Genomic DNA, 22559 nt, shown 5'->3' with positions numbered 1-22559 from the left:
GCCGTCCCCATGGGATCCATTTCCGTCAGCCAGGTCGGCAAGACCTATCCCGGCGCGGCCGCGCCCTCGGTCTCGGGCGTCGACCTGGAGATCGCCGATGGCGAGTTCCTGGTGCTGGTCGGCCCCTCGGGCTGCGGCAAGTCCACGCTCCTGCGGATGATCGCCGGGCTGGAGACCGTCACCGAGGGCACGATCTCGATCGGCGGGCGCGAGGTGAACACCGTCGACCCGGCCGACCGCGACATCGCCATGGTGTTCCAGAACTACGCGCTCTACCCGCACATGTCCGTGCGCGACAACCTCGCCTACGGGCTGAGGAACCGCCGCGTGCCGAAGCCCGAGATCGACGCCCGTGTCGCGGAGGCCGCCCGCATGTTGGAGCTCGGCCGCTATCTCGACCGGAAGCCCCGCGCGCTCTCGGGCGGGCAGCGCCAGCGCGTCGCCATGGGCCGCGCCATCGTGCGCGAGCCGGCCGTCTTCCTCTTCGACGAGCCGCTCAGCAATCTCGACGCCAAGCTGCGGGTGCAGATGCGCGGCGAGATCAAGCAGCTGCAGGCCCGCCTCGGCACGACCTCGGTCTATGTCACCCATGACCAGCTGGAGGCGATGACCCTGGCCCACCGGCTCGTCGTGCTGAATGGCGGCCGGGTGGAGCAGGTCGGCCGTCCGCTGGAGCTCTACCACCAGCCGGCCTCGGCCTTCGTCGCGGGCTTCATCGGCTCGCCGGCGATGAACCTGCTCGATGCCGACTGCCTGGGCGGGCAGGTCCGGCTGGGCCCGGCGGTGATGCAGATCCCGGGCGTCCCCGACGGGCCGGCGATCCTCGGCATCCGCCCCGAGAGCCTGCTGCCCGCCTATCCCGGCAGCGCCGGCGCCTTCGCGCTCGACATCCTCTATGTCGAGGAGCTGGGCGCGCAGCGGCTGGTCCATGGCCAGGTCGGCGGACAGGCGCTGGTCGCCGCGCTGCCCTCCTCGGTCGAGATCGGGCCCGAGCTGTGGCTCTCCCCGGCGCAGGGCTCGCTGCATGTCTTCGACATCGCCACCGGCCGCCGCATCGCCACCCAGGCGCCTGCCCGGGCCTGGCAGGATGCCGCCCCCGCCGTCTGAGCCGGACGCCTTTCGACCTTGGTCGCACAGGACATTTGTCGGACTTCCAATCCGGCCCCCGACAGGGTGACCTCCTGACCGGAACCCCGCCCGCCGCGCCCCGCGGCCGCGGGCACCGGGAGGAGAGAATGCACCAAGCCCATGCCGATCGCGTCCTGGCCAGCGTCACCTCCGGGCAGGCGGCCGCGCGCTCGAAGATCGCCGCGTCCTGGCAGCGCTGCCACGACCGCCACAGGCTCGACCCCGCCGCCGCCTGCCCGCCCGCGCGGCTGGAGCGCCGCCGCCTGGCCGAGCGGCGCGAGGCCGAGGGCCGGCTTCTGCACCTGGCGCAGCCGCGGCTGGGCGAGCTGCACCGCATGATCGGCCATTCCGGCCGCGCGATCTTCCTGACCGACCGCGACGGGCTGGTGCTGCAGGAGGTGCTGCGCCCCGCCGACACGGACGCCTTCGAGCGCGCCGGCCTGCGCGAGGGCGCCGACTGGAGCGAGGCCGCCCAGGGCACCAACGGCATTGGCACCTGCCTGGCCGAGCGCCGCGCGCTGATCATCCACCGCGACCAGCACTACCTGCCGCGCAACACCTCGATGAGCTGCATCGACGCGCCGATCTTCGGCGCGGCGGGCGAGCTTCTGGGCGCGCTCGACATCTCCTCGGCCCGCGCCGACGAGAGCGACAGCTTCAACCCGCTGATCGCCGCCATGGCCGCGCAGATCGCCGCGCAGATCGGCAGCGACCTCTTCCGCGACCGCTTTGCCGGGCACCGCATCCTGCTGGCCGGGGACGGCGCCGATTCGGCGGCGCTGCTGGCCGTGGACCGCGACGACATCGTCACCGGCGCCACCCGCGCGGCGCGGCGGCTGCTGGCGATGGCCGAGGACGGCACGCTTGCCCCGCGGCCGCTGCGCGACCTGACAGGCGAGGCCTCCGAGGGACTCGACGGCGCCGAGCGCGCCGCGGTGATCCGCGCGCTGACCCGCGCCCAGGGCAATGTCTCGCGCGCCGCCCGCGATCTCGGGCTGGGCCGCGCGACCCTCTACCGGCGGATGAAACGGCTGGGGATCGGCGAAACCGGCCCCAGGGTGTTTCACGCCTGAGACAGTCGGGGGCGGCAAACGGATCCGCCCCCGGTGACGCGCCGGGCCCGGCCCGGCATCTTCATTCCCAGAGGCGCCACGCGCCGCATCATTGGCAGGGAGGACAATGCCATGAACGAGATGACCCAGATCGACGCAAGCCGCACGTCGCCGTTCAAGACCCGCTACGACAACTTCATCGGCGGCAAGTTCACCGCCCCGGTCGGCGGCGAATATTTCGACAACATCACGCCGATCACCGGCGAGGTCGTCTGCCAGGTCGCCCGCTCGGGCGCGGCCGATATCGAGCTGGCGCTCGACGCCGCCCATGCCGCCAAGGATGCCTGGGGCCACACCTCGGCCGCCGAGCGCGCCAACACGCTGCTGAAGATCGCCGACCGGCTGGAGGAGAACCTGGACCTGCTGGCCCGCGCCGAGACCTGGGACAACGGCAAGCCGATCCGCGAGACGACCGCCGCGGACATCCCGCTCTCGATCGACCATTTCCGCTATTTCGCCGGCGTGCTGCGCAGCCAGGAAGGCTCGATGTCGGAAATCGACGCCGATACCGTCGCCTACCACTTCCACGAGCCGCTCGGCGTCGTCGGCCAGATCATCCCCTGGAACTTCTCCATCCTGATGGCCGCCTGGAAGCTCGCCCCGGCGCTGGCCGCGGGCAACTGCATCGTGCTGAAGCCCGCCGAGCAGACCCCGGCCGCGATCCTCGTGCTGATGGAATGCATCGCCGACCTGCTGCCGCCGGGCGTGCTGAACATCGTCAACGGCATGGGCGCCGAGGTTGGCGCGCCCCTGGCCAAATCCCCGCGGATCGCCAAGATCGCCTTCACCGGCTCCACCCAGACCGGCAAGCTGATCATGCAGGCCGCGACCGAGAACCTGATCCCGGTCACGCTGGAGCTGGGCGGCAAGTCGCCGAACATCTTCTTCTCCGACGTGATGGCCGAGGATGACGCCTTCCTCGACAAGGCGGTCGAGGGCTTCGTGCTCTTCGCCTTCAACCAGGGCGAGGTCTGCACCTGCCCGTCGCGCGCGCTGATCCAGGAGGACATCTACGAGGAGTTCATCAAGCGCGCCATCGCCCGGGTCGAGGCGATCGTCCGCGGCGACCCGCGCGACATGGCGACCATGGTCGGCGCCCAGGCCAGCCAGGAGCAGCAGGAAAAGATCCTCTCCTACCTGACCATCGGCGTCGAGGAAGGCGCCGAGGTGCTCACCGGCGGCAAGGCGGCCAGCGTCCCGGGCCTGGAGAACGGCTTCTACATCGAGCCGACCATCCTGAAGGGGCACAACAAGATGCGCGTCTTCCAGGAGGAGATCTTCGGCCCGGTCGTCTCGGTGACCACCTTCAAGGACGAGGAAGAGGCGCTCGCCATCGCCAATGACACGATGTACGGGCTCGGCGCCGGCGTCTGGACCCGCGACGCGAACCGCTGCTACCGCTTCGGCCGCAAGATCCAGGCCGGCCGCGTCTGGGTGAACAACTACCACGCCTATCCGGCGCATGCGGCCTTCGGCGGCTACAAGCAGTCGGGCATCGGCCGCGAGACCCACAAGATGATGCTGGACCACTACCAGCAGACCAAGAACATCCTGATGAGCTACAACCCGAACAAACTCGGCTTCTTCTGACCCTCCCCATCGCAGAAGACAGGTGGCGGCCTCCCCTTCCGGGGGAGGCCGTTTCCGTTCCGCCACGGCGGCTGCGTCCTATCGGCCTCACCCGGCAGGCTGCGGCGCCGCGGCGGTGGAGATCCCGCCCCGCTGCGCTATTGTCTAGCCAAAGCAGGCGCCTGACCGCCGCGGCGGGCGCCCGATTGGCAGGCCGAGAGGCCGGGACATAGGGGGAACTGACATGGGGTTTGCCGGAGCCGTGGGAACCTGCCTGCGGAAATACGCGACCTTCGCCGGCCGCGCGCCGCGTTCGGAATTCTGGTGGTTCGCCCTCTTCGTCTATGGCGGGCTCACGGTCTGCGGGCTGATCGACCTGGCGCTTTTCGGCGAGACCGTCACGGTGGAGACCGAAACCGTCAGCAGCGTCCAGTCGGAGACGCAATTCGCCCCCTTCTCCTCGGTCTACGGGCTTCTGGTGCTGCTGCCCTACATTTCGGTCACGGTGCGGCGGCTGCACGATATCGGCCGCAACGGCTGGTGGTACTGGATCATGCTGGTGCCGCTGGTCGGCTTCATCGTGATGCTGGTCTGGATGCTGACCGGCGGCACGCCGGGGCCGAACCGCTACGGCGAGAACCCGCTGCCCGCGACCGGAGACGGCGGCTAGAATGGCGCGCTCCCGGCCCCTCCGGCCGGGCCGCCCTGCCCTCGCCCTCGCGGCGCTCGTGCTCTGGGGCGCCATCACCATCCTCGGCGCCAAGCTGATCTACCCGCCCGACATGAAGCTGTCGGATCTGGCGACCAGCGGCATCGGCTGGCACGTGCTGGCGGCGGCGGGGATGCTCGGGGCGCTGATCCGCTGGCAGGGCTGGGACGACCTGGGCTTCCGCGCCCCCGTGCCCGGCACGCTCTGGCTCCTGTGGCTGCCCGGGCTGATGCTGGCCGTGCTCTTCGGCGGCGCGCTGGAGCTCGGACTGCCGGGGCCGGGCGTGGCCGCGCTGGTGCTGGCGAATTCGATGCTGGTGGGACTGTCGGAAGAGACCATGTTCCGCGGCGTGCTCTTCTCCGCGCTCCGCGAAAGGCTGCGGATCTGGCCCGCGATCCTGTGGACGACCGGCGCCTTCGGCGCGGTCCACCTCTTCAACGGCGTTCTCACCGGCGAGGTCGCGGTCTCGGCGCTGCAGGCCGTCGCCGCCTCCTGCACCGGGCTGATGCTGCTCGCGATCCGGCTGCGCACCGGGTCGATCTGGACGGCAATCGCCATCCACGGGCTCTGGGACTGCGCGACCTTCCTCGTCGTGCTCTCGGCCGGCCCGATGCCAGCCGACGGCGGCGCCGGCATGCCGCTGATGCCGCTGCTTCTCGTGCCGCTGCTGCTGGTGCTGCCGGGGCTGCTCTACGGCCTCTGGCTGCTGCGCGGCATCGGGCAGCGCTGAGCCGGTCGCCTCGAAAAGCCCGACGGGACGGCCACGAAGTCTCATGTGCAGGGAAACGGGTCCGCGTCTTCGCGACCCCGCCCCGAAAGCCGGCCGTTTCGGCGGCCATGGAGAACGATGGTCCGGCTTCGGACAGCCTTTGGGCTGCACCATGAGCTTTCCGACGCAATCAGCCCGCATCCTGCCGGAATGGACGGAACGCGGGCCCCGTGCTGCGGAGGCACGGGCGGTGTTGGGGGACCACCGGACAGCGGGCTGCTACTTGAGGGGGGACACCGCAGGCCGCCGCCGGTACGGGGGTAACCGCCGGGTCGCGGCAAGGTTCCCGCCGCTGCCGGAAAAAATCCGCCTCAGGCCGCGCTGCCCGTCCGCCGCTCCGCCTTGGGCAGGGGATGACGGCAGGGCAGGAAGCGCACGCCGTCAAGCGCCGCCTCGAAAAGCCGGTCCGGGCTGGCATGCAGATAGCCCGGCAGCAGCGTCTTCACGATCCGGTCGACCCCGGTGAGGAACTTCACCGTCGCCTCGGGCGCGGCGCCGCGGTCGCGCACCAGCGCCATGTAGCCGCCCAGATGCGCCTCCATCCAGTCGCGCAGCGCGACCGGGCTGGCCTCCCGCGGCAGGTCGCGGACGAGGTCGCGGTCGAAAAGCACCATGCCGCCGCCGAAGCAGGCGGCGTGGTAGGCGGCGCTGCGGTTGCCGGTGGCGCGGCAGGCCTCGGTCGCGCCGGCCCGCAGCCCGGCCAGATGGGGCCCCGCCCCGAAGACCGAGAAGCCGGCCGCCCCGGCCGCGCGGCGCATCGCCAGCGGCGCCTCGGCCACTGGCCCGCAGACCAGGCGCATGCGCGCGGGCATCGCCGGGTCCGCTTGCGGGTACCAGGCGATCATCGCCGTGCCGAAGCCGACCTGGCTGCTGCCGGGGCGCAGCTCCACCGCCGCGTCGGTGCCGATCGCGGCCAGCCCCGTTCCCGGGCCCATCAGCTCGCGCATTGCCGCCGATACCTCGCCCTCGTAGAGCGCGTGGTGGTAGAGCGGCAGATGGACATTCTGCATGCGCAGAAGCGGCGTCGAGGACGGCATCGGCAGGTTCCGGTGATGAGCGCAATTGAGACGTATTCGTCCCCAAATTGACTATCAGACGTTTAAAATCCGTTCGATTGATTCCGGGAAAACTGGTTGACGGCCCCGCGGCGCTCAGCGCGTCGGCAGGTAGGTATCCGCCGCCTCGGCGCCGCGCTGGCCCAGCGGGCGGGGACGGCCGATCGTGCTGTCCTCGGCGGTGCGCCGCTCCAGCTCCGCATTCAAGGCCGCGCCGAAGAGCACCGAGAGCGCGCTGATGAAGAACCAGATCTGCAGCGCCACCACCGCGCCCAGCGAGCCGTAGAGGCGGCTGAGCGCCGCGAAATGCTCCAGGTAGAAGGTGAAGCCCAGCGAGGCGATCGCCCAGAGCGCGGTCGCGGTCAGCGCGCCGGGGCTCAGCCAGGGCACCCGCGCCGCCCGCCGGTTCGGCCCGACGCGGTAGAGCAGCCCCAGGGACAGCAGCACCAGGCCGGTCGCGATGCTCCATTTCGCCACCCGCAGCAGCGTCTCCGCGAGGAAGGAGACCGGGATCTGCGACAGCACCACCGGCAGGAGCACCATCAGCGCCAGAACCGCGGCGGTCAGGCCCAGGAGCAGGAGCGTCAGGACGAGCGCGCTGGCGAATTCGCCGAGCCCGCGGCGGTTCTGCTCGCCATAGACGGTGTTCAGCCCGCGGGTCAGCGCGCCGACCCCGGCCCGCGCCGACCACAGCGCCACGAAGAGCGACACGCCCCCCGCCCAGCTCAGCGCCGCGGGCGGCGCCGAGACCAGCGCGGCGACCTGGCCCGCGACCAGCTCGTAGGCGGCGGTCGGGATCAGCCGCGAGAGCAGCGCGAGCTGGGGCTGGATGTCGAGCGGATCGGCGAAGACCGCCCAGACCGAGACCAGGGCGGTGATCGCCGGAAACAGCGACAGCAGGCTGTAGAAGGCCACCCCGGCGGCGATCAGCCCGAGATTGCGCCGGTCGATCTGCGCCAGCGCGCCGCCGAGCGCGGCCAGCCAGACCGCCTTGCGGGAGCGCGGCAGCAGGACCATCTCAGCCCCGCCCGCTACGGGCGGGGCGGCCCGCCTGGCAGGACGGGTCGCCGCCGCCGCCCCGCCGCGCCGGCAGGCCGTCGCCCGCCTCGCGGCAGGCGGGCCGGTCGGCGCGGCACGGCATCAGTGCCGCCCGTTCGGCAGCGGCATCTCCTCTTCGGAGGGCATCTTCGCCTCCATCGACTTCGCCAGGTCGTCGAGCTCCTCGGCGAGGTCCTCCATCGTCGCCTCGGCGCTCTCCTTCGCGTCTGGGCGGCTGCGCAGCGCACGGGCCGCGGCGGCGATCGCCAGGGCGCCCAGCCCCGCGACCAGCGGCCCGCTGGCCGAGCGCATCTGCGACTTGCGCTTCTCGTCGCGGCGGCGGTCCTCGGCGTCGCGCTGCAGCTCCAGCGCCTCGAGCCGCGCCTTCAGCACCTTGACCAGCGCCTCGGTATCGCGGCCGGCCTCGGCCATCGCCTCTTCCGCGCGGTGGCGGAACCGGGTCATGCGGGTTTCCGGCTCGGGGCGGCGGCGCAGCCGCGAGGCGCCCCAGAGCGCCAGGGCCGCGGCCCCGCCGATCGCGGCGGTGCGGCCGGGATTGGCCTTGGCCGCCGAGAAGGCCAGCTTGCCGGCATCGCGGCCGCAGGAGGCGGCCAGCGCCGCCGCCTCGGCCCAGAGATCGCCGCGGCCCAGCCGGCCGGAGAGCTGCTCCAGCGTGTCGGCCAGCGCGTCGCGCTGATCCTTCAATTCGCGTTCCAGATCGTCCTGGGTCAGTTTCCTGGCCATCGTCCCGTCTCCTTCCGTTTCGTCGGTTTCAGGTCATGGCCGGAGCGCTAGCGGCGGTCCCGCCGCCGGCGCTCCCGCCGGGAATTCGGTATCAGCCCCCGCAGAAGCAGCCCGCCGGCCAGAAGGCACAGAAGCGCCGCTGCCGCCGCCCCGGCTGCCACCAGCCCGTCCGCCGAGGATTCCTCCCAGCCGGACTCGACCAGCTTCTGGACCGCCACTTCCGCGGCGAAATTCAGTGCCGTCATCCCCAGCACGGCGGCAAAGACTGCCAGCCCGATGGCGAAGATGGCGCGGTGCAGGGCCCGCTCGATGCGCGCCTTCACCAGATCGACTTCGCCCTGAAGCAGGGCGCCGGCCTGGCGGATCAGAATGGAAACGAGCGACTCGTCCCCAGGTTCCCGCCCGCTCATGACGAAATTCCGGCCATTGCGCCGGGCAGGAAGAGAGCGGGGAACACATTCTGGGTCATCGGGTCACGTCAATCTGCAGGTCAATCCAGTCTCGAGGATATTGCAGCCAGACGGGCGGCCCCGCAAGGGACCGCCCAGGAGGGGCGCAGGGGGTTACCCCTCGTATTCGGGCATTTCCTTGAGCTGCTCCTCGGTCGCGTTGACCTGGATGCGCAGCTCGTCGCCGCCATTGAGCTTCTCGATATTCATCTGGTCGAAGCCCAGCTCGACCCGCTTCTCGCCGATCCCGAGGAAGCCGCCGACATCGACGATCGCCTTGCCGGGCTGGCCGTCGGCCGTCATCGCGACCTCGTGGACCTCGCCGATGCGCTTGTCGTTGAGGTCGTAGACCCGCGCGCCGGTCAGCTGTTCGGTCGTCACGTCGCCGATATCGGCGGTCACGTAGTCTGCCGAACCGGCATCGGTCCCGGCCTGCTGCATGTCCTCGCCGGCATCTTCGACTGCGGCGCCTGCGCTGGTGGCGGCCCCGGCCAGCGCGTCGCCGGCACGGTCAGCGGCCTCGCCCACGCCCTCGGCTGCGCTCTGCATGTCCTGCTGCGCGCTCTGGGCCATGTCGGACGCCTTGTCGCCGGCGGCATCAAGCGCCTGCTCGCCCTGGGCGGTCTTCTCTTCCGCCCAGTCGGCCGCGTCCGAGCCGGCATCGCCGACCGTTTCGGAGACCGAGCCCGTCGGCGCCACGGCTGCGCCGGCATCGGCGCCGTCCATCGCGGCCGGATCGGCCGGGGGCTCGTAGGCCGGGGCGTTCTCCAGCGTCTCGCGGTCGGAGGTGAAGACGACCATCCAGTCCTGCGCGGCGGCGGTGTCCGGGACGAATTCGAGCTTGTCCATCGAGATCGCCACCTGCTTCTCGCCGATGCCGAGGAAGCCGCCGACATCCACGAGGATCGCCTCGATCTGGCCGTCCTGGCTCATCAGCACGTCGCCGATTTCGCCGACATCGGCATAGTCGTCGCGCGGATCGGCCGGAGCGGTGTCCCCGGCGGCCATGTCGTCGGCCTCTTCGGCGCCGTTGCCGACCCCGTCAACTGCGGAGCCGTCCGCCGACATGGCGGCCTCTTCCGGCGCCGCGGCGTAGACGCGGGCGCCGATGAATTGCGATGCGCGGACCTCGTCACCCGTGGGGCTGTAGGCGAAGCCGCTTTGCTCGTCTGCGGTCTGGGCGCTCAGCGGCGTCGCCAGAACGAGCGCGAGGGCGGTCGATGCAACATAGAACCTGGTCATGTCTTTCTCCCGAAGTTTCCGGATCGTTGACTTGCGATCTGGGAGGGAAACCGCGGGAGGGGTCGGAATGTTCCGGAGAAGCTCTTGAATTAAATCGGCTTTCGGCGGGAACCTGCCGACGGGCTCCGGCGTTGCGCGCGCGGAGGCCCTTACACGGCCTCGGCCGGGAAGCCCGGAACCTCGGTGGCGAAATCCTCGGCCCGCGCCCAGGGATAGGGCATGACATAGCCCTCCCGCGACGCCGGATCGCGCGCCGCATTGGCCCGGGCCCGGCCGCGCCAGGCATCCGCGCTCTGCCGGAAGGGCGCGGGATCGGCGTCATAGCCTGCCCCCAGCCAGTGGCGCATGCAGCGGTCGCGCAGCTCGGCCGCGTCCTCCGGCCGCTTCAGCATCACCCCGGCCTCGGTGTCCCAGCGCAGCGAGCGGCCGTTGAGATTGGCCGAGGAGACGATCGCCTGCCGGCCATCGAAGATCGAGACCTTGGCATGGACGTAGATCTGCGGCGCGCCCTTGACGGTGTCGCGCTCGCCTTCGGAGGCGGCCGGGCGCGGCTGGGCCGGGCAGACCGCGTAGAAGCGGCGGCCGAAAGCCTCGGCCAGCGTCTCGAGGCAGCGGATCTGCAGCGCCTCGGCATGGCGCATGCCGATGCCGTAATCGCTCTGGAAGGCGACATCCTCGGGGGCGGCGGGCAGCATGGCGACAAGGCCCAGCCCCGGCGCCTCGCGTCCGCGCTTCGCCAGCGCGCGCGCCAGCGGCAGGTCCCGCAGGAACTGGGTCTCGAGGAAGATGAACTCCTCCGCGCGGGCGATCGCGTCGCGATGCGCGGCGGCGATCTCGCCCAGCACCGGCCGCGGCCCGAAGAAGGGCAGCGCCACCCGGCGGGCCCGCGACAGCGTGCGCAAAAGCTCGCGCCCCGGTCCCGGGCGCTGCCGCCCCTCGGTCTCGCCGAGGAAGCGGTCGAGATGGGCCTGTGCCTCGCGCGCCACCGGTCCCTCCATCAGCACCTGCACGTCATGCCAGGTCTCGGCGGCGGCGCGGCGGTGCTCGGGCGTGTCCCAGCGGCGCTCGTCGAGATCGAGCCCGCCGATATAGAGCCGCGCCCGGTCGAAGACCGCGATCTTCTGGTGATGGGTGGCGGGCAGCACCTCGGGCAGGATCAGCCGCTTCACCCGCAGCTTTCCGCCGCGCTCCTCGAGATAGCCGGCAAGGCCGGGACTGTCCTCGAGCGCCTGGCGGCGGTCCTCGGGCGCCATCGCGCCGATCGCCTCCGCGGTCTCGCGCAGGTGCTTGCGGATCACCGGCAGCAGCAGGAGCCGCGGCAGCGCGCCCATCCGCGCGGGATGCGGCGCCAGCCGCAGGGTCAGCCGCCCCGCCCCCTCGGGCAAGGCGTCACGCACCGCCTCCAGCGCGCGGGCATGGCCATGGGCCATGCGGTGCAGCTCGGGGCGCGCGATGGCGTCGAAATCCGACAGGACCAGCGTCACATGCACGCCCTTGCCCAGCACATGCGCCAGGAGGTCGGCCCAGCAGCCGCCGACAGCCCGTCCAGCCTCGCCGCGCAGCCGCGTCGAGGGATCGAAGACCCGGAAGGAGGCGTGGATCTCCTGCCGGGCAGAGAGGAATTCCTCCTCCAGCGCCGGATACGCCTCGGCCGCTGTCAGGCAGATGCGCCGCAGCCGGGTTTCGGCGGCGGCCATGCCCGCCAGCACCGTGCCATCCATGGGTCAGTCAGCGCTGGCAAGGTCGAGGGCATGGCCGAGGCCCTCGAAGCTGCTCATCTGCTCTGCCGCCCAGGCCTCGACGCTATGGCGGTGGGTCGCCGCGCGCAGCGAGGCCATGCGGTGGCGCCGCGTCTCCTCGCCCATCGCCAGCGCCCGCTCGATCGCGGCATCCATGGAGCGGTGCGAGAACGGGTTGGTCAGCACCGCATCCGACAGCACCACTGCGGCGCCGGCGAATTCCGACAGCACCAGGCAGCCGTCGCCATCGGTCCGGGCCGAGGCGTATTCCTCGCAGACCAGGTTCATCCCGTCCGCCAGCGGCGTGATCCAGGCGACATCGGCCGCGCGGTAATAGGCGATCAGGTCGCGGAACGGCACCGGGTTCGAGATGAAGGCCAGCGGCTGCCATTCGAAGCTGCCATAGAGCCCGTTGATATGGCCCGCCAGCGCTTCCAGCCCCGACTGCACCTCCTGGTAGGCGGTCATGTTGGCATTCGCCATGACCGAGACATGCATCAGCCGGACCTTGCCGCGCAGGTCGGGACGGCGCTTCAGCAGGCGCTCGTAGGCCTGCAGCTGCTCCACCCCGCCCTTGGTGTAGTCGGTGCGCCCGACCGAGAGGATCAGCCGCTTGCCGTCGAGCTCCTCGCGGATCGCGGCGACCTTCGCGGCGGTCTCCTCGCTGGCGGCGAGCTCCTCGATATAGCTGACATTCACCCCGACCGGCGCGGTCGCGACGGTGATCTCGCGGTCGCGGTAGCGCAGGCGGTGCGGCACGCGGCGGTCCGACAGGGCGCCGCCATCGGTCATCAGGCTCTCGGGCACGTCACGGCGCCCGGTGACCTCGACATCCAGAAGCGACTGCGCGGCGCCGACGAAATTCTCGGCATAGCGCGGGATGTGGAACCCGACCACGTCGCAGGACAGCAGGCTCTGCATGATCTCCTTGCGCCAGGGCAGCACGTTGAACATGTCCGCCGAGGGGAAGGGCGTGTGGTGGAAGAAGGCGATCCGCACATCCGGGCGCAGCTTGCGCAGGTAGCCCGCGACCAGCCACAGGTTGTAGTCGTGGATCCAGACCACGGCGCCGGGATTGGCCTCGGCCGCGGCGGCCTCGGCGAACTTGCGGTTCACCTCCTGGAAGGTCGGCCAGTCCACGGGGTCGTAGTTGTAGCGTTCCTTGAAGTTGTGGAGGATCGGCCAGAACGCCTCTTTCGAGGTGATGTGGTAGAAGCTCGACACCTGCTCGGCGGTCAGCGGCAGGCGGCTGACCCGGTACTTGCCATAGGCGTCGTCGATCTCGACGACCTGCTCGAAGCCCGGATTCTCGGGATCCTCGGCCTGCTTCCAGGCGATCCAGGCGCCGGTCGGCACGTTGCCGAACAGGCTCTTGAGGGTCGGGACGATGCCGTTCGGCGACTTGTTCTCGCGGAACTCCACCTTTCCGTCGACCTCGACCTCCTCGTAGGGCTGGCGGTGATAGACGATGACCAGATCACTTGGCATGGGCGGTGGCTCCTGTCGGATGAAGATCGAAATGGACGATGGCCTCGGCGATGCCCGCGCAGCCATGCCGCTCGGCATGGTGCAGATGCGGGTGCTCGCCCTGGGCCAGCGCCTCCTTCAGGGGTGCTTCGGAATTGCCGACCGCAACCGCAGGCACCCCGGCCGTCAGCAGCGAGTAGTCGTTGAGCGTGTCGCCCGCGGCCAGCACGCGGCCCTCGGCGATCCCCAGATGCGCCAGCAGGCGCTTCAGCGACGGGCCCTTGGAGATGCCCCTGGGCAGCACGTCGAAATAGCGGTTGTCCGAGATCAGCCAGTCATGGCCCATCTCCTCGACCGCGGCCTTGGCGCCCTCGTCGAATTCGTCGGCGATCAGGTCGTAGCTGACGCGGTAGCGGAAGGGCGTCGGCTGCAGCTTCAGCCCCTGCCAGCCGTCGAGCCGCGCGCGGACGCTGTCCCCGGCATTGCCCCAGATCTCGGCGATCTGCTCCTCCAGCTCCTCGATCGGCTCGACGCCGTTCTCGGGCGAGACCCGGGCGATCGTGGTGCCGACATCGCCGACGGCGTAGTCCGGCCAGGGCGTGCCCTCGGCCTCGACCAGCCCGGCAATGAATTCCGGATCGCGCCCGGTGACGAAGATCAGCCCGACCGTGTCGCGGTTCTCCTCGATCCAGTCATAGAGAGCGCGCCGCTCCTCCGCGGTGCCGCCCAGGAAGGTGCCGTCGAGATCGGTGGCAAGCACCATCGTCTTCTCGGCAATCTCGGGCAGGGTCACTCGGTCTTGGATGGTCATCACGCCTCCAGGCTTACAGGATGGGGGATTTCGACGGCCATGGCCGCCGGTTCTGCCTCGAGCGGGCTCGACCAGAGCGCCGCGAAGCTCTCGCGCAGATCCGCGCCCTCGTGGAGGATGCGGTAGACGGTGCCGCAGATCGGCAGGCGCAGGCCCAGCCGGCGGGCCAGGTCATGGACCGAGCGGGCGTTGCGCTCGCCCTCGACCACGACGGGCTTGCCGCCGAAGCAGTCCTGCCGCGGCACGCCCTCGCCCAGCTGCAGCCCGAGGCTCATGTTGCGCGAGGTCTTGGAATTGCAGGTCAGCGTCAGGTCACCCACCCCGCCCATGCCAAGCACCGTGTCGGTGCGCCCGCCGAGCGCCAGGGTGACGAGCTGGATCTCGCCCAGCCCGCGGGCGATCAGCGCCGCGCGGGTGTTCTCGGCGAAGCCGACCCCGGTCATCATCCCGCAGGCGATGGCGATGACGTTCTTCATCGCGCCGGCCGTCTCCAGCCCGACGAGATCGTCCGACAGGTAGGGGCGGAAGCTCTCGCAGCCTAGGCTGACGGCAAGCCGCGCGGCCGGGCTGCCCTCGGGGTTGATCCGGTCGATGGTCTTGAAATCGAAGGCCAATGTCGCCGCGGTGTAGTCGCCGCGCGCCGCCTCGGCCGCGAAGGTCGGCCCCGAGAGCGCGCCGACCGGATGGCCGGGCAGCTCTTCCTCGACGATCGAGGACATCAGCAGGCCGGTCTCGGCCTCGATGCCCTTGGCGCAGACCACGATCGGGGTCAGGCGGTGGAGCAGCGGGTTCAGCAGCTGCGCCATGCCGCGGATCGAATGCGATGGCGTGACGAGGAAGATCGCCTCGGCATCCCTGACCGCACCGGCAAGATCGGTATAGGCCGAAATGCCCTCGGGCAGAGGGATGCCGGGAAGATATTTCTCGTTGCGGTCGTTGTCGTTGATGTCGCGCGCCACATCCGGGTCGCGCGCCCAGATCGTCACGGTGCGCCCTGCGCGGCGGGCGATGGCCGCGATCGCGGTGCCCCAGGAACCGGCGCCGAGAATCGCCACCCGGGAATATGGCCGTATGGCGGCCAGACTGTCCTTCGCATCAGGAAGGTCATGCTGCATTGGGTCCTCCTTTGCCATGCGCTAACGCTGCACTCGCGAAAGAGTTCCGGCCGGGATGGGAAAATCCGACAGCCCCTCTACCGCCGAAAGGCAGGAGAGGCCCGTTATATTGCACGTAGCGCATGGCAGGGACGTAGGCACTCCGCCGCCGAGGGTCAACGAAACCGCCCGCTTCCGCGGCAATTCTGTCCAGTGTTTGCCCGGTTTTTGGGCTTTAAGCATAGATCCCCGGCAACTTCGGTACCCAAATCCAGTGCCCTGACGGGCGCCTTTTCGGCGGTGCAGCATGAACAGGCAGCTTCGGCGGCGGCATGGCGGGATTCCACCGGTCCGGCCCCACTGGGAAGTTAACACTTTAACTGTTCTGCGGACCGGGCAGACTGGCGCGCATGCCGCAGGCGCCCCCGCGCGTCCTGTCAGCCGACATTTTTTCCATTTAGCGAGATCATCCATGATTAAGTCCTGCCTTGCCGCGGTGCCGATCGCCATGGCCTCGTCCCTCCCCGCATCAGCGGCCACCTACCAGATCTCCGGCTATTTCGACGGCGGCCAGCTCGGACTGGTGGAATTCGACCTGGAGATCGAGGCCGACCTGACCGCGAGCATCTCCGGCACCACCGACGGCCTGACCATCACCGAGCTGACCTTCCCCCCGGCGGGCGGGCTCGGCTACGCCTACAAGGCCGGGTCCGACACGCTGATCATCGGCGGGCTGACCAATGGCGTGAACGTCGTCCAGTCGAACAAGTCCGACTTCTACATCCGCATCGCCGATATCAGCGAAGCGAGCTACAGCATCACCATCCGCGACTCCGACGGCGCGGTCAGCGGCACCGGCGACCCGGTCAGCTATTCCGTCGTGGTCGGCAATCCGTCCATCGTGCCGCTGCCCCCGGCGCTGCCCGCGGCGGCCGCCGGACTGGCCGCGCTCTGGGCCGTGTCGCGGCGCCGGCCGCCCCGGCGGATGGCCGCGGCGGCCTGAGGCCGCCGCCGCGCAGTCAGGCGAAGGCGACGCCATTCGCGGCCAGCGGCAACTCGGTGACGAGCTCGCCCCCCGCCGCGATCGCATTGGCCAGGGCCGGGCCCGCAGGCGGCACCCCCGGCTCGCCGATCCCCGAAGGCGCCTCGGCCGAGGCCAGCACATGCACCTCGATTGTTCCGATATCGGTGATCCGCAGCGGCTCGTAATCGGGGAAGTTCGACTGCACGACCTCGCCGTCCTCCAGCGTGATCTCGTTGCGCATGACCGCGCCCAGACCGTAGCCGATGCCGCCCTCGATCTGCGCCTTCACCACGTCGGGATTGATCGCCAGCCCGCAATCGACCGCCGCCGTCACCTTCTCGATCTTCACGCCATCCGAGGCATTGCCCGAGATCTCGGCGACCTCCGCCACGAAGGAGCCGAAGGAGTGGTGCGCCGCGATCCCCTGGCTGTTGCCCGGCGCCGGGCTGCCCCAGCCGGCCGCCTCGGCCGCGGCCTTCAGGACGGCGGCCATGCGCAGCTGCTCGGGCCGGTCTCCGGGCAGATGCGCCAGGCGGAATTCCAGCGGGTCGCGCCCGGCCGCGCGCGCCGCCAGATCCATCATCGTCTCCATCACGTAGGCCGTGTGGGTATGCCCGACCGAACGCCACCACAGCACCGAGGTCGCCTTCGCCGTGTCGGTCAGCCCGGTATACATGCCCGGGATCGCATAGGGCGTGTCCGCCACCCCCTCGACCGAGCTGCCATCGACCCCGTCGACCACCACGGCTGCCTCGAAGATCGAGCCCTTCATCAGCGACTGCCCGGCGATGCGGTGGTCCCAGCCGGCGATATCGCCGTCGCCGGTGATCCCGACCCGGACGCGATGGGCGAAGGCCGGACGGTACCAGCCGCCGCGGATGTCGTCCTCGCGCGTCCAGACCAGCTTCACCGGCCGCGACCGGTCGGTCATCGCGAAGGCCAGCGCCGCCTCCACCTGGTAGTCCGCCGCCGGATTGCCGCGCCGCCCGAAGGAGCCGCCGGCATAGACCGTCTTCACCCGGATCTTCTCCATCGGCAGCCCCAGCAGCCCGGCCAGCGCGGTATGCGGCGAGGTCGGCATCTGCGCCCCGTCGATCAGCGTCACCCCGCCATCGGCATCGGGCCGGATCGTGCAGGTCAGCGGCTCCATCGGCGCATGCGCGAGAAGCGGGAAGTAGAAGCTGCGCTCGATCACCGTCGCGGCGCCCTCGATGCCCGCGGCATCTTCCGGCGCCCCGGCGGCGTTGTATTCCGCGGGTGCCGCCACGGCCGCCAGAAGCTCCGCCCGGACCTCGTCCGAGCCGCGCGTCTCCGCCGCCGAGAGATCCCAGTCGACCGACAGGGCGTCGCGCCCCCGGATCGCCGCCCAGGTGCTTTCGGCCAGGACCGCGACGCCCGCCCCATTGGCCAGCACCTCGGCCTTGATGACCCCGGGCACCGCCTCGGCCGCGGCGCCGTCGAAGCCCGAGACCACCGCGCCCATCCGCGGCGACCGCGTCACCAGCGCCACGATCTGGCCGTCCAGATGGATGTCCATCGCGAATTGCGCGGTGCCATTGATCTTGCCCGGCGTGTCCTTGCGCTTCACCCCCGGCTTGCCGATCAGCACGAACTCCTCCGGCGCCTTCAGCCGCGGCTCGGCCGGCACCGGCATCCCGGCGGCGGCGGCGGCATAGCTGCCCGCGGGGACCGGATCGCCATGGCCGCGGATCATGCCCTCCGACAGCGTCAGCGTCCCGGGCTCGACGCCCCAGTCCGCGGCCGCCGCCTTCAAGAGCATCTCGCGCGCGGCCGCCCCGGCCTGGCGGTACTGCATCCAGCTATTGGCCATGGCGGTCGAGCCGCCCGTCGCCTGGAACTTGCCGAAGAAGAGGTTGTTGTAGACCTCCGGATCGGAGGGCGCGAAAGCGATCTGCATGGCCTCCATCGGCATGCCCATCTCCTCGGCGATCAGCGTGGTCAGCCCGGTGGTGGTCCCCTGCCCCATCTCGAAATGCTTCAGGATGGCGGTCACGGTGCCGTCGGGATCGACCCGCACGAAGGGCGTCAGCATGGCGGCGTCATCGCCCTGGGCCATCAGCCCCTGCGGTCCGAAGCCGAGCACCAGGGCCCCGGCGGTTGCGGTCTTCAGGAAACCGCGGCGCGTGGTCTGCAATGTCATCTCAGGCCTCCATGATCTCGGCGGCGCGGTGGATCGCGGCGCGGATGCGCTGGTAGGTGGCGCAGCGGCAGGCATTGCCCCACATCGCGCCGTCGATATCCTCGTCGGTGGGCTTCGGCGTGTCCGACAGCAGCCCGACCGCCGACATGATCTGCCCCGACTGGCAGTAGCCGCACTGCACCACGTCAAGCTCGGCCCAGGCGGCTTGCACGGCCTTCGCGGCGGCGCCGCCGATGCCCTCGATCGTGGTCACGGAGGCGCCTTCGGCATCCTCGATGAAGGTCTGGCACGAGCGCACCGCGACCCCGTCGAGATGCACCGTGCAGGCGCCGCAGCTCGCCACGCCGCAGCCGAACTTGGTCCCGGTCAGCTTCAACTCGTCTCGGATCACCCACAGAAGCGGCGTGCCAGGTTCCGCCTCGACGGTCACCGGCTGGCCATTCAGTGTCAGGGTCGTCGTCATGTCACGTCCACCTTTGGCTTGGGGCTCGGGACGGCGGAGGCCGTCCCAAGGTGGTCCCTTCGATGCCCCCATCCTGCCATGACAGCGCGGCGACGCCATGCCGCGGTTCTTGCATTTCGCGCCAAGCTGCTAACAATTCGCGCCACAGAGCTTGCCAGCTTCCCCGCGCCGCGCAAAATGGGCGAAAACAACCATAACGGGAGGGGGAGTCCATGAGTAGAAAGTCGCTCTATCCGGTTGCCCGGGTGGTCCAGATGGGATGCCGGCTGCTGGGGACCGACCCGGCAGAGGTGCTGGACCAGGCGGGCCTGCCGGCCGACCATCTTGAGACCGAGGGCCACGGCGTGCCGGCCCGCGCCTATATCGACGCCTGGAGCGCGCTGATCGAGCTGGCGCCAGGCCCCGGCGCGGTGCTGGAGCTGGCGCGCGCGGCCGCGCATCAGCCGGCCCATGCGCCGATCATCGCCTTCGCCGCGTCGCGCGACATCCGCACCGGGCTGGGGCGGCTTGCGCTCTTCAAGCCGCTCTCGGCGCCGGTGCGCATCACCGTGGCCGAGACCGGCGGCGGGGTGAAGATCGCCTTCGCCGTGACCGAGCCCGGCATCGCCCCGGACCCGCATCTGGGCGCCTTCGACATCGCCTTCGTGACCGAGCTCTGCCGCCACTATTCCGGCGTCCGCGTGGTGCCGCGGCGGGTGCGCATGCCGGTCCCGCCGCGCGAGCGCGCCGAGTACGAGCGCTGGCTCGGCTGCCCGGTCAGCACCGATCCCGAGATCTCGCTGGAGATCGCCGCCGAGGATGCCGTCCGGCCGCTGCTGTCGGAGAATGACGAGATCTGGCGCGGCATGGAGCAGGCGCTGCGCCGCCGCCTGCGCGACCGCGCCGCCTCTGCCTCCTTCGCCACCCGCGTCACCGGCGCGCTGGCGGAGCTGCTGCCGGCGGGCAAGTCCGGGGCGGACGATGTCTGCGCCCATCTCGGGCTCAGCCGCCGCAGCCTGCAGCGCCGCCTGCAGGAAGAGGGCGAAAGCTTCCGCGCCGTGCTCGACCGCACCCGCGAGACGCTGGCGCTGCAGTACCTGCGCGACGCCTCGATCACGGTGCCGGAGATCAGCTACCTGCTGGCCTATCGCGATCCGAACTCGTTCTACCGCGCCTTCCATGGCTGGACCAGCATGACCCCCGGCGAGGCCAGGGCGCGGCTCGCCCCGCTGTCAGGACCCGGCCGCGCGCAGATCTCCGAGCGTATCAATGTCGCGTAGCCGCTCCGGCGGCAGCGGCACAAGGCGCTCGGGCGGCAGCGCGCGCAGGATCGCCCGCGCGCCCTGATCGCCCTCCGCCGCGGCTAGCGCCGGGAAGAGCGCCCGGCCGAAGGCCGCCGGCGGCATCGGACGGCGGCCGTCGGTGACCGCGGCCGCCCCCTCGCCTGCCAGCGCCAGCACCCGGGCCATGTCCCCGGCGGTGACGAAGGGCATGTCGCCCAGCACCACCAGCAGATGCGAGGCGCCGATCTCCTCCGCCCAGGCGGCGGCCGCCGCCAGGCTAGCCGACTGCTCCGACCCGGCCGGCGCCTCGAGCCGCGCGAAGCCGGGAAAGAGCCCGGCCCGCTCCGGCGGGCACACGGCCGCCCGTGCCCCCAGGGGCACCGCCGACAGCGCCGCCGCCGCATGGGATGCCAGCGGCCGCCCGCCAAGCAGCGCCGCCAGCTTGTCCTGCGGCCCGAACCGGGTGGAGCGCCCCGCCGCCAGCACCGCGCCCGCGCAAAATTCCGTCATTCCCTGCCTCCGCGCCGCCCGCCCTTGTTGACGGGGCGAGCATGACCAGCCATGCAGCAGGTGCAAGCCCCCATGCGCGGCGAAGGACCGCAGGCCGCCCGCCGCCGCCTTGTGGTTTCACTTCTGCCAGCCGCAAGGATTGACGCAGCCCCGAGACCATCCCGAAAGGACCCGCCATGCCCCAGGACACGATCTTCGCCGTTGCGCCGCCCGTGCCCGTCACGCTGCCCGTCGCCGGAGAGGAGGCTGTCTTCCCGGTGGGCCGCCTGTTCTGCATCGGCCGCAACTACGCCGCCCATGCCGCCGAGATGGGCCATGATTCCAGCCGCGAGCCGCCGTTCTTCTTCATGAAGCCGAACACCGCGGTCTGCCCGCCGGGCACCGACTTCCTCTATCCGCGCCATTCCTCCGACGTGCATCACGAGGTGGAGATGGTCGCCGCCATCGGCACCGGCGGGTCGCATATCGAGGTGGCCGACGCGCTGTCGCATGTCTGGGGCTACGGCGTCGGGCTCGACATGACGCTGCGCGACATCCAGGCGACGGCCAAGTCGATGGGCCGCCCCTGGGAAACCGCGAAGGCGGTGGACGGCTCGGCGCCGGTCGGGGCGATCCATCCCGTGGCGGAGACCGGCCACCCGGTCTCGGGCGCGATCACCCTGGCGGTCAACGGCAACATCAAGCAGCGCGGCGACCTTTCGCAGATGATCTGGTCGATCCCCGAGATGATCGCCCATATCTCGAAGAGCTTCACCCTGCGCCCCGGCGACCTGATCATGACCGGCACCCCCTCGGGCGTCGGCCCGGTGCTGATGGGCGACCTGCTCGAAGGCACGGTCGAGGGCGTCGGCACCGTCTCGGTCAAGGTGCGCTGATCCCGCGGATCACGGTTATCCGGGTTACAACCGGCTAACGCGCCCGTCCCGCAAGGGCGGCCCCCCGGTCACGGTCGCCCACTGCTGGGCACATGCGCGGCGCAAGCTGAAGGAGGTCTTCGACCGCGACGGGTCCGAGATTGCCGCCGAGGGCCTGCGCCGCATCGCCGAGTTCTACCGCATCGAGGCGGAGATCCGCGGCATGGGTCCCGGCCAGCGGCTGTCTGCCCGCCAGGCCCGCACCGCGCCGCTAGTCGCCGCGCTCGGCATCTGGCTCCAGGAGCAGCGGCGTCGCGTCTCCGCAAAATCCCGGCTGGGCGAGAAGCTCGCCTATATCCAAAACCACTGGGACGGGATGCGGTGGGTTTCAATGGGGTTGTCACCGGTGTCTATTTTCAGGCTGCGCACTCCGCTGACCCGGCCATGGGGCCGCCGCCGACTGCTTCCGTGGCGAGCGCGTCGGCGGCCCCATGGCCTCGCGGCATCTCGTCAGGCCGTTCCGGGTTGAGCCAGACGGAGCCGATCGGGGTCCAGCAGCGCGGGCGGCCTGACCAGCGTTCCGGCCGCGCCGCCCGGGCCAACTCGCAGACCTGGCGGCGTCGTTCCAGAACTTCCCGTTCTTCGCCACGGTGACGCCCCCCCTCGTGCAGGGTTGTTGTCACCGACCTCCGATCTGAAACTATGCAGCGAGGCGGGCATGACAGGATGGCAAGTGGCCTATTCACCGGAACGAAAGGCGGCGGTTCTCGCGAAAATGCTGCCGCCGAACAACATCCCTCTTAGCCGTCTTGGCGAGGAGGAAGGGATCTCGCGGGCAACGCTTGCGAAATGGCGCGCGGAGGCGCGGGCGAAGGGAAAGCTGCTGCCCGAGGCTGACGCGCATGTCGAAGGCTGGACGTCGGGCGACAAGCTTGCGGCCGTGATCGAGGCGGCGGCGCTGAACGAGGCGGAACTGGGCGATTACTGCCGCCGCCGCGGGATATTCCCCGAGCAGATCGCGATCTGGCGGGAAGCCTGCGAGATGGCAAACGACTGGGACAGGACGGCCTCGGCGCGGATTGCCCGCGAAACGAAGGACGACAGGAAGCGCATCAAGGACCTGGAACGGGAGCTGGCGCGCACGGAGAAGGCGCTGGCGGAGGCCGCGGCGCTGCTGGTCCTGAGAAAAAAGGCGGCGGCGATCTGGGCCCCTAACTTCGACAGCTGGGGGCGGGAAATCGATGGTCCCTGGCGGCCACGGGACGTATTTTCAATAAGTTACAGGGCTGAAATGGCCGAATTCGGCCCAAGCTCCGTAGTTACACGCCGTATTGCATAACCCACTTGGAAAGCGATGGA

21 protein-coding genes and 1 pseudogene are annotated in these 22559 nt (G+C 70.5%); 10 read left to right on the top strand and 12 right to left on the bottom strand.

Features of this window, described 5'->3' with window-relative positions; translation table 11 throughout:
- Window positions 1–9 precede the first annotated feature (9 nt).
- The 5 genes from FGX59_RS22620 (at window position 10) to FGX59_RS22600 (ending at window position 5248) form a co-directional block, all read left to right on the top strand.
- On the top strand, window positions 10–1107 hold the full coding sequence (locus tag FGX59_RS22620) for a sn-glycerol-3-phosphate import ATP-binding protein UgpC (RefSeq protein ID WP_138469401.1): 1098 nt from the start codon (window positions 10–12) through the stop codon (window positions 1105–1107).
- A 128-nt stretch (window positions 1108–1235) separates the two neighbouring features.
- Window positions 1236–2201 (top strand): GAF domain-containing protein, encoded by a 966-nt coding sequence (locus tag FGX59_RS22615; protein WP_138469400.1) that lies wholly within the window; start codon window positions 1236–1238, stop codon window positions 2199–2201.
- Window positions 2202–2312: 111 nt separating this feature from the next.
- Window positions 2313–3830 carry an aldehyde dehydrogenase gene (adh, locus tag FGX59_RS22610; protein WP_138469399.1) on the top strand — a complete coding sequence of 506 codons (1518 nt, stop codon included), beginning with the start codon at window positions 2313–2315 and terminating at the stop codon, window positions 3828–3830.
- A gap of 223 nt (window positions 3831–4053) precedes the next feature.
- A complete protein-coding gene (locus FGX59_RS22605) occupies window positions 4054–4479 on the top strand; it encodes a DUF805 domain-containing protein (protein WP_138469398.1) in 426 nt (141 codons plus the stop codon).
- A gap of 1 nt (window position 4480) precedes the next feature.
- Window positions 4481–5248 (top strand): CPBP family intramembrane glutamic endopeptidase, encoded by a 768-nt coding sequence (locus tag FGX59_RS22600; protein ID WP_138469397.1) that lies wholly within the window; start codon window positions 4481–4483, stop codon window positions 5246–5248.
- Between the two features lie 350 nt (window positions 5249–5598).
- Here the strand turns inward: FGX59_RS22600 and FGX59_RS22595 are convergent, their stop codons facing one another.
- From FGX59_RS22595 to FGX59_RS22555, 9 genes are all read right to left on the bottom strand, one after another.
- Entirely contained in the window at window positions 5599–6324 is a 726-nt protein-coding gene (locus FGX59_RS22595; protein WP_138469396.1) for a hypothetical protein, read from the bottom strand.
- 114 nt (window positions 6325–6438) lie between these two features.
- Entirely contained in the window at window positions 6439–7359 is a 921-nt protein-coding gene (locus FGX59_RS22590; protein WP_138469395.1) for a YihY/virulence factor BrkB family protein, read from the bottom strand.
- 123 nt (window positions 7360–7482) lie between these two features.
- Window positions 7483–8124 carry a hypothetical protein gene (locus FGX59_RS22585; RefSeq protein WP_138469394.1) on the bottom strand — a complete coding sequence of 214 codons (642 nt, stop codon included), beginning with the start codon at window positions 8122–8124 and terminating at the stop codon, window positions 7483–7485.
- Window positions 8125–8171: 47 nt separating this feature from the next.
- Window positions 8172–8534 (bottom strand): phage holin family protein, encoded by a 363-nt coding sequence (locus tag FGX59_RS22580; protein WP_138469393.1) that lies wholly within the window; start codon window positions 8532–8534, stop codon window positions 8172–8174.
- 153 nt (window positions 8535–8687) lie between these two features.
- Entirely contained in the window at window positions 8688–9815 is a 1128-nt protein-coding gene (locus tag FGX59_RS22575; protein ID WP_138469392.1) for a PRC-barrel domain-containing protein, read from the bottom strand.
- 149 nt (window positions 9816–9964) lie between these two features.
- Window positions 9965–11536: a phospholipase D-like domain-containing protein gene (locus FGX59_RS22570; RefSeq protein ID WP_138469391.1), complete on the bottom strand. Its 1572-nt coding sequence runs from the start codon at window positions 11534–11536 to the stop codon at window positions 9965–9967.
- A 3-nt stretch (window positions 11537–11539) separates the two neighbouring features.
- Window positions 11540–13042: a glucosylglycerol-phosphate synthase gene (ggpS, locus tag FGX59_RS22565; RefSeq protein ID WP_138469390.1), complete on the bottom strand. Its 1503-nt coding sequence runs from the start codon at window positions 13040–13042 to the stop codon at window positions 11540–11542.
- On the bottom strand, window positions 13032–13832 hold the full coding sequence (locus FGX59_RS22560) for an HAD-IIB family hydrolase (RefSeq protein ID WP_138469389.1): 801 nt from the start codon (window positions 13830–13832) through the stop codon (window positions 13032–13034). The genes ggpS and FGX59_RS22560 overlap by 11 nt, the downstream gene beginning before the upstream one ends.
- Window positions 13832–14947: an NAD(P)H-dependent glycerol-3-phosphate dehydrogenase gene (locus tag FGX59_RS22555; RefSeq protein ID WP_240722654.1), complete on the bottom strand. Its 1116-nt coding sequence runs from the start codon at window positions 14945–14947 to the stop codon at window positions 13832–13834. The genes FGX59_RS22560 and FGX59_RS22555 overlap by 1 nt, the downstream gene beginning before the upstream one ends.
- Before the next feature lie 451 nt (window positions 14948–15398).
- On the opposite strand from FGX59_RS22555, the gene FGX59_RS22550 reads away from it, so the two are divergent.
- A complete protein-coding gene (locus tag FGX59_RS22550; protein ID WP_138469387.1) occupies window positions 15399–15929 on the top strand; it encodes a hypothetical protein in 531 nt (176 codons plus the stop codon).
- Between the two features lie 16 nt (window positions 15930–15945).
- On the opposite strand, the gene FGX59_RS22545 is transcribed toward FGX59_RS22550, so the two are convergent.
- Window positions 15946–18111, bottom strand: a complete 2166-nt coding sequence (locus FGX59_RS22545; protein WP_138469386.1) for a xanthine dehydrogenase family protein molybdopterin-binding subunit — start codon at window positions 18109–18111, stop codon at window positions 15946–15948.
- 1 nt (window position 18112) lies between these two features.
- A complete protein-coding gene (locus tag FGX59_RS22540; protein WP_138469385.1) occupies window positions 18113–18574 on the bottom strand; it encodes a (2Fe-2S)-binding protein in 462 nt (153 codons plus the stop codon).
- Window positions 18575–18786: 212 nt separating this feature from the next.
- On the opposite strand from FGX59_RS22540, the gene FGX59_RS22535 reads away from it, so the two are divergent.
- On the top strand, window positions 18787–19833 hold the full coding sequence (locus FGX59_RS22535) for an AraC family transcriptional regulator (RefSeq protein WP_138469384.1): 1047 nt from the start codon (window positions 18787–18789) through the stop codon (window positions 19831–19833).
- On the opposite strand, the gene FGX59_RS22530 is transcribed toward FGX59_RS22535, so the two are convergent.
- Window positions 19786–20346, bottom strand: coding sequence for an NTP transferase domain-containing protein (locus FGX59_RS22530; protein WP_138469383.1), 561 nt, complete (start codon window positions 20344–20346; stop codon window positions 19786–19788). The two genes, FGX59_RS22535 and FGX59_RS22530, sit on opposite strands and share 48 nt — an antisense overlap.
- Window positions 20347–20522: 176 nt before the next feature.
- Here FGX59_RS22530 and FGX59_RS22525 point away from each other — a divergent pair, with 176 nt between their 5' ends.
- From FGX59_RS22525 to FGX59_RS22515, 3 genes and pseudogenes are all read left to right on the top strand, one after another.
- Window positions 20523–21221 carry a fumarylacetoacetate hydrolase family protein gene (locus tag FGX59_RS22525; protein WP_138469382.1) on the top strand — a complete coding sequence of 233 codons (699 nt, stop codon included), beginning with the start codon at window positions 20523–20525 and terminating at the stop codon, window positions 21219–21221.
- Window positions 21222–21294: 73 nt separating this feature from the next.
- Window positions 21295–21729 (top strand): annotated as a pseudogene (locus tag FGX59_RS22520) (transposase); the annotation flags it as partial.
- 204 nt (window positions 21730–21933) lie between these two features.
- Window positions 21934–22539, top strand: coding sequence for a hypothetical protein (locus tag FGX59_RS22515; protein ID WP_138469381.1), 606 nt, complete (start codon window positions 21934–21936; stop codon window positions 22537–22539).
- Window positions 22540–22559: the final 20 nt, after the last annotated feature.

Origin of the sequence: Poseidonocella sp. HB161398, from assembly GCF_005870025.1 — a bacterium.
Classification (GTDB): Bacteria; Pseudomonadota; Alphaproteobacteria; order Rhodobacterales; family Rhodobacteraceae; genus Mangrovicoccus.
This window is presented reverse-complemented; position numbering and strand designations above follow the sequence as displayed.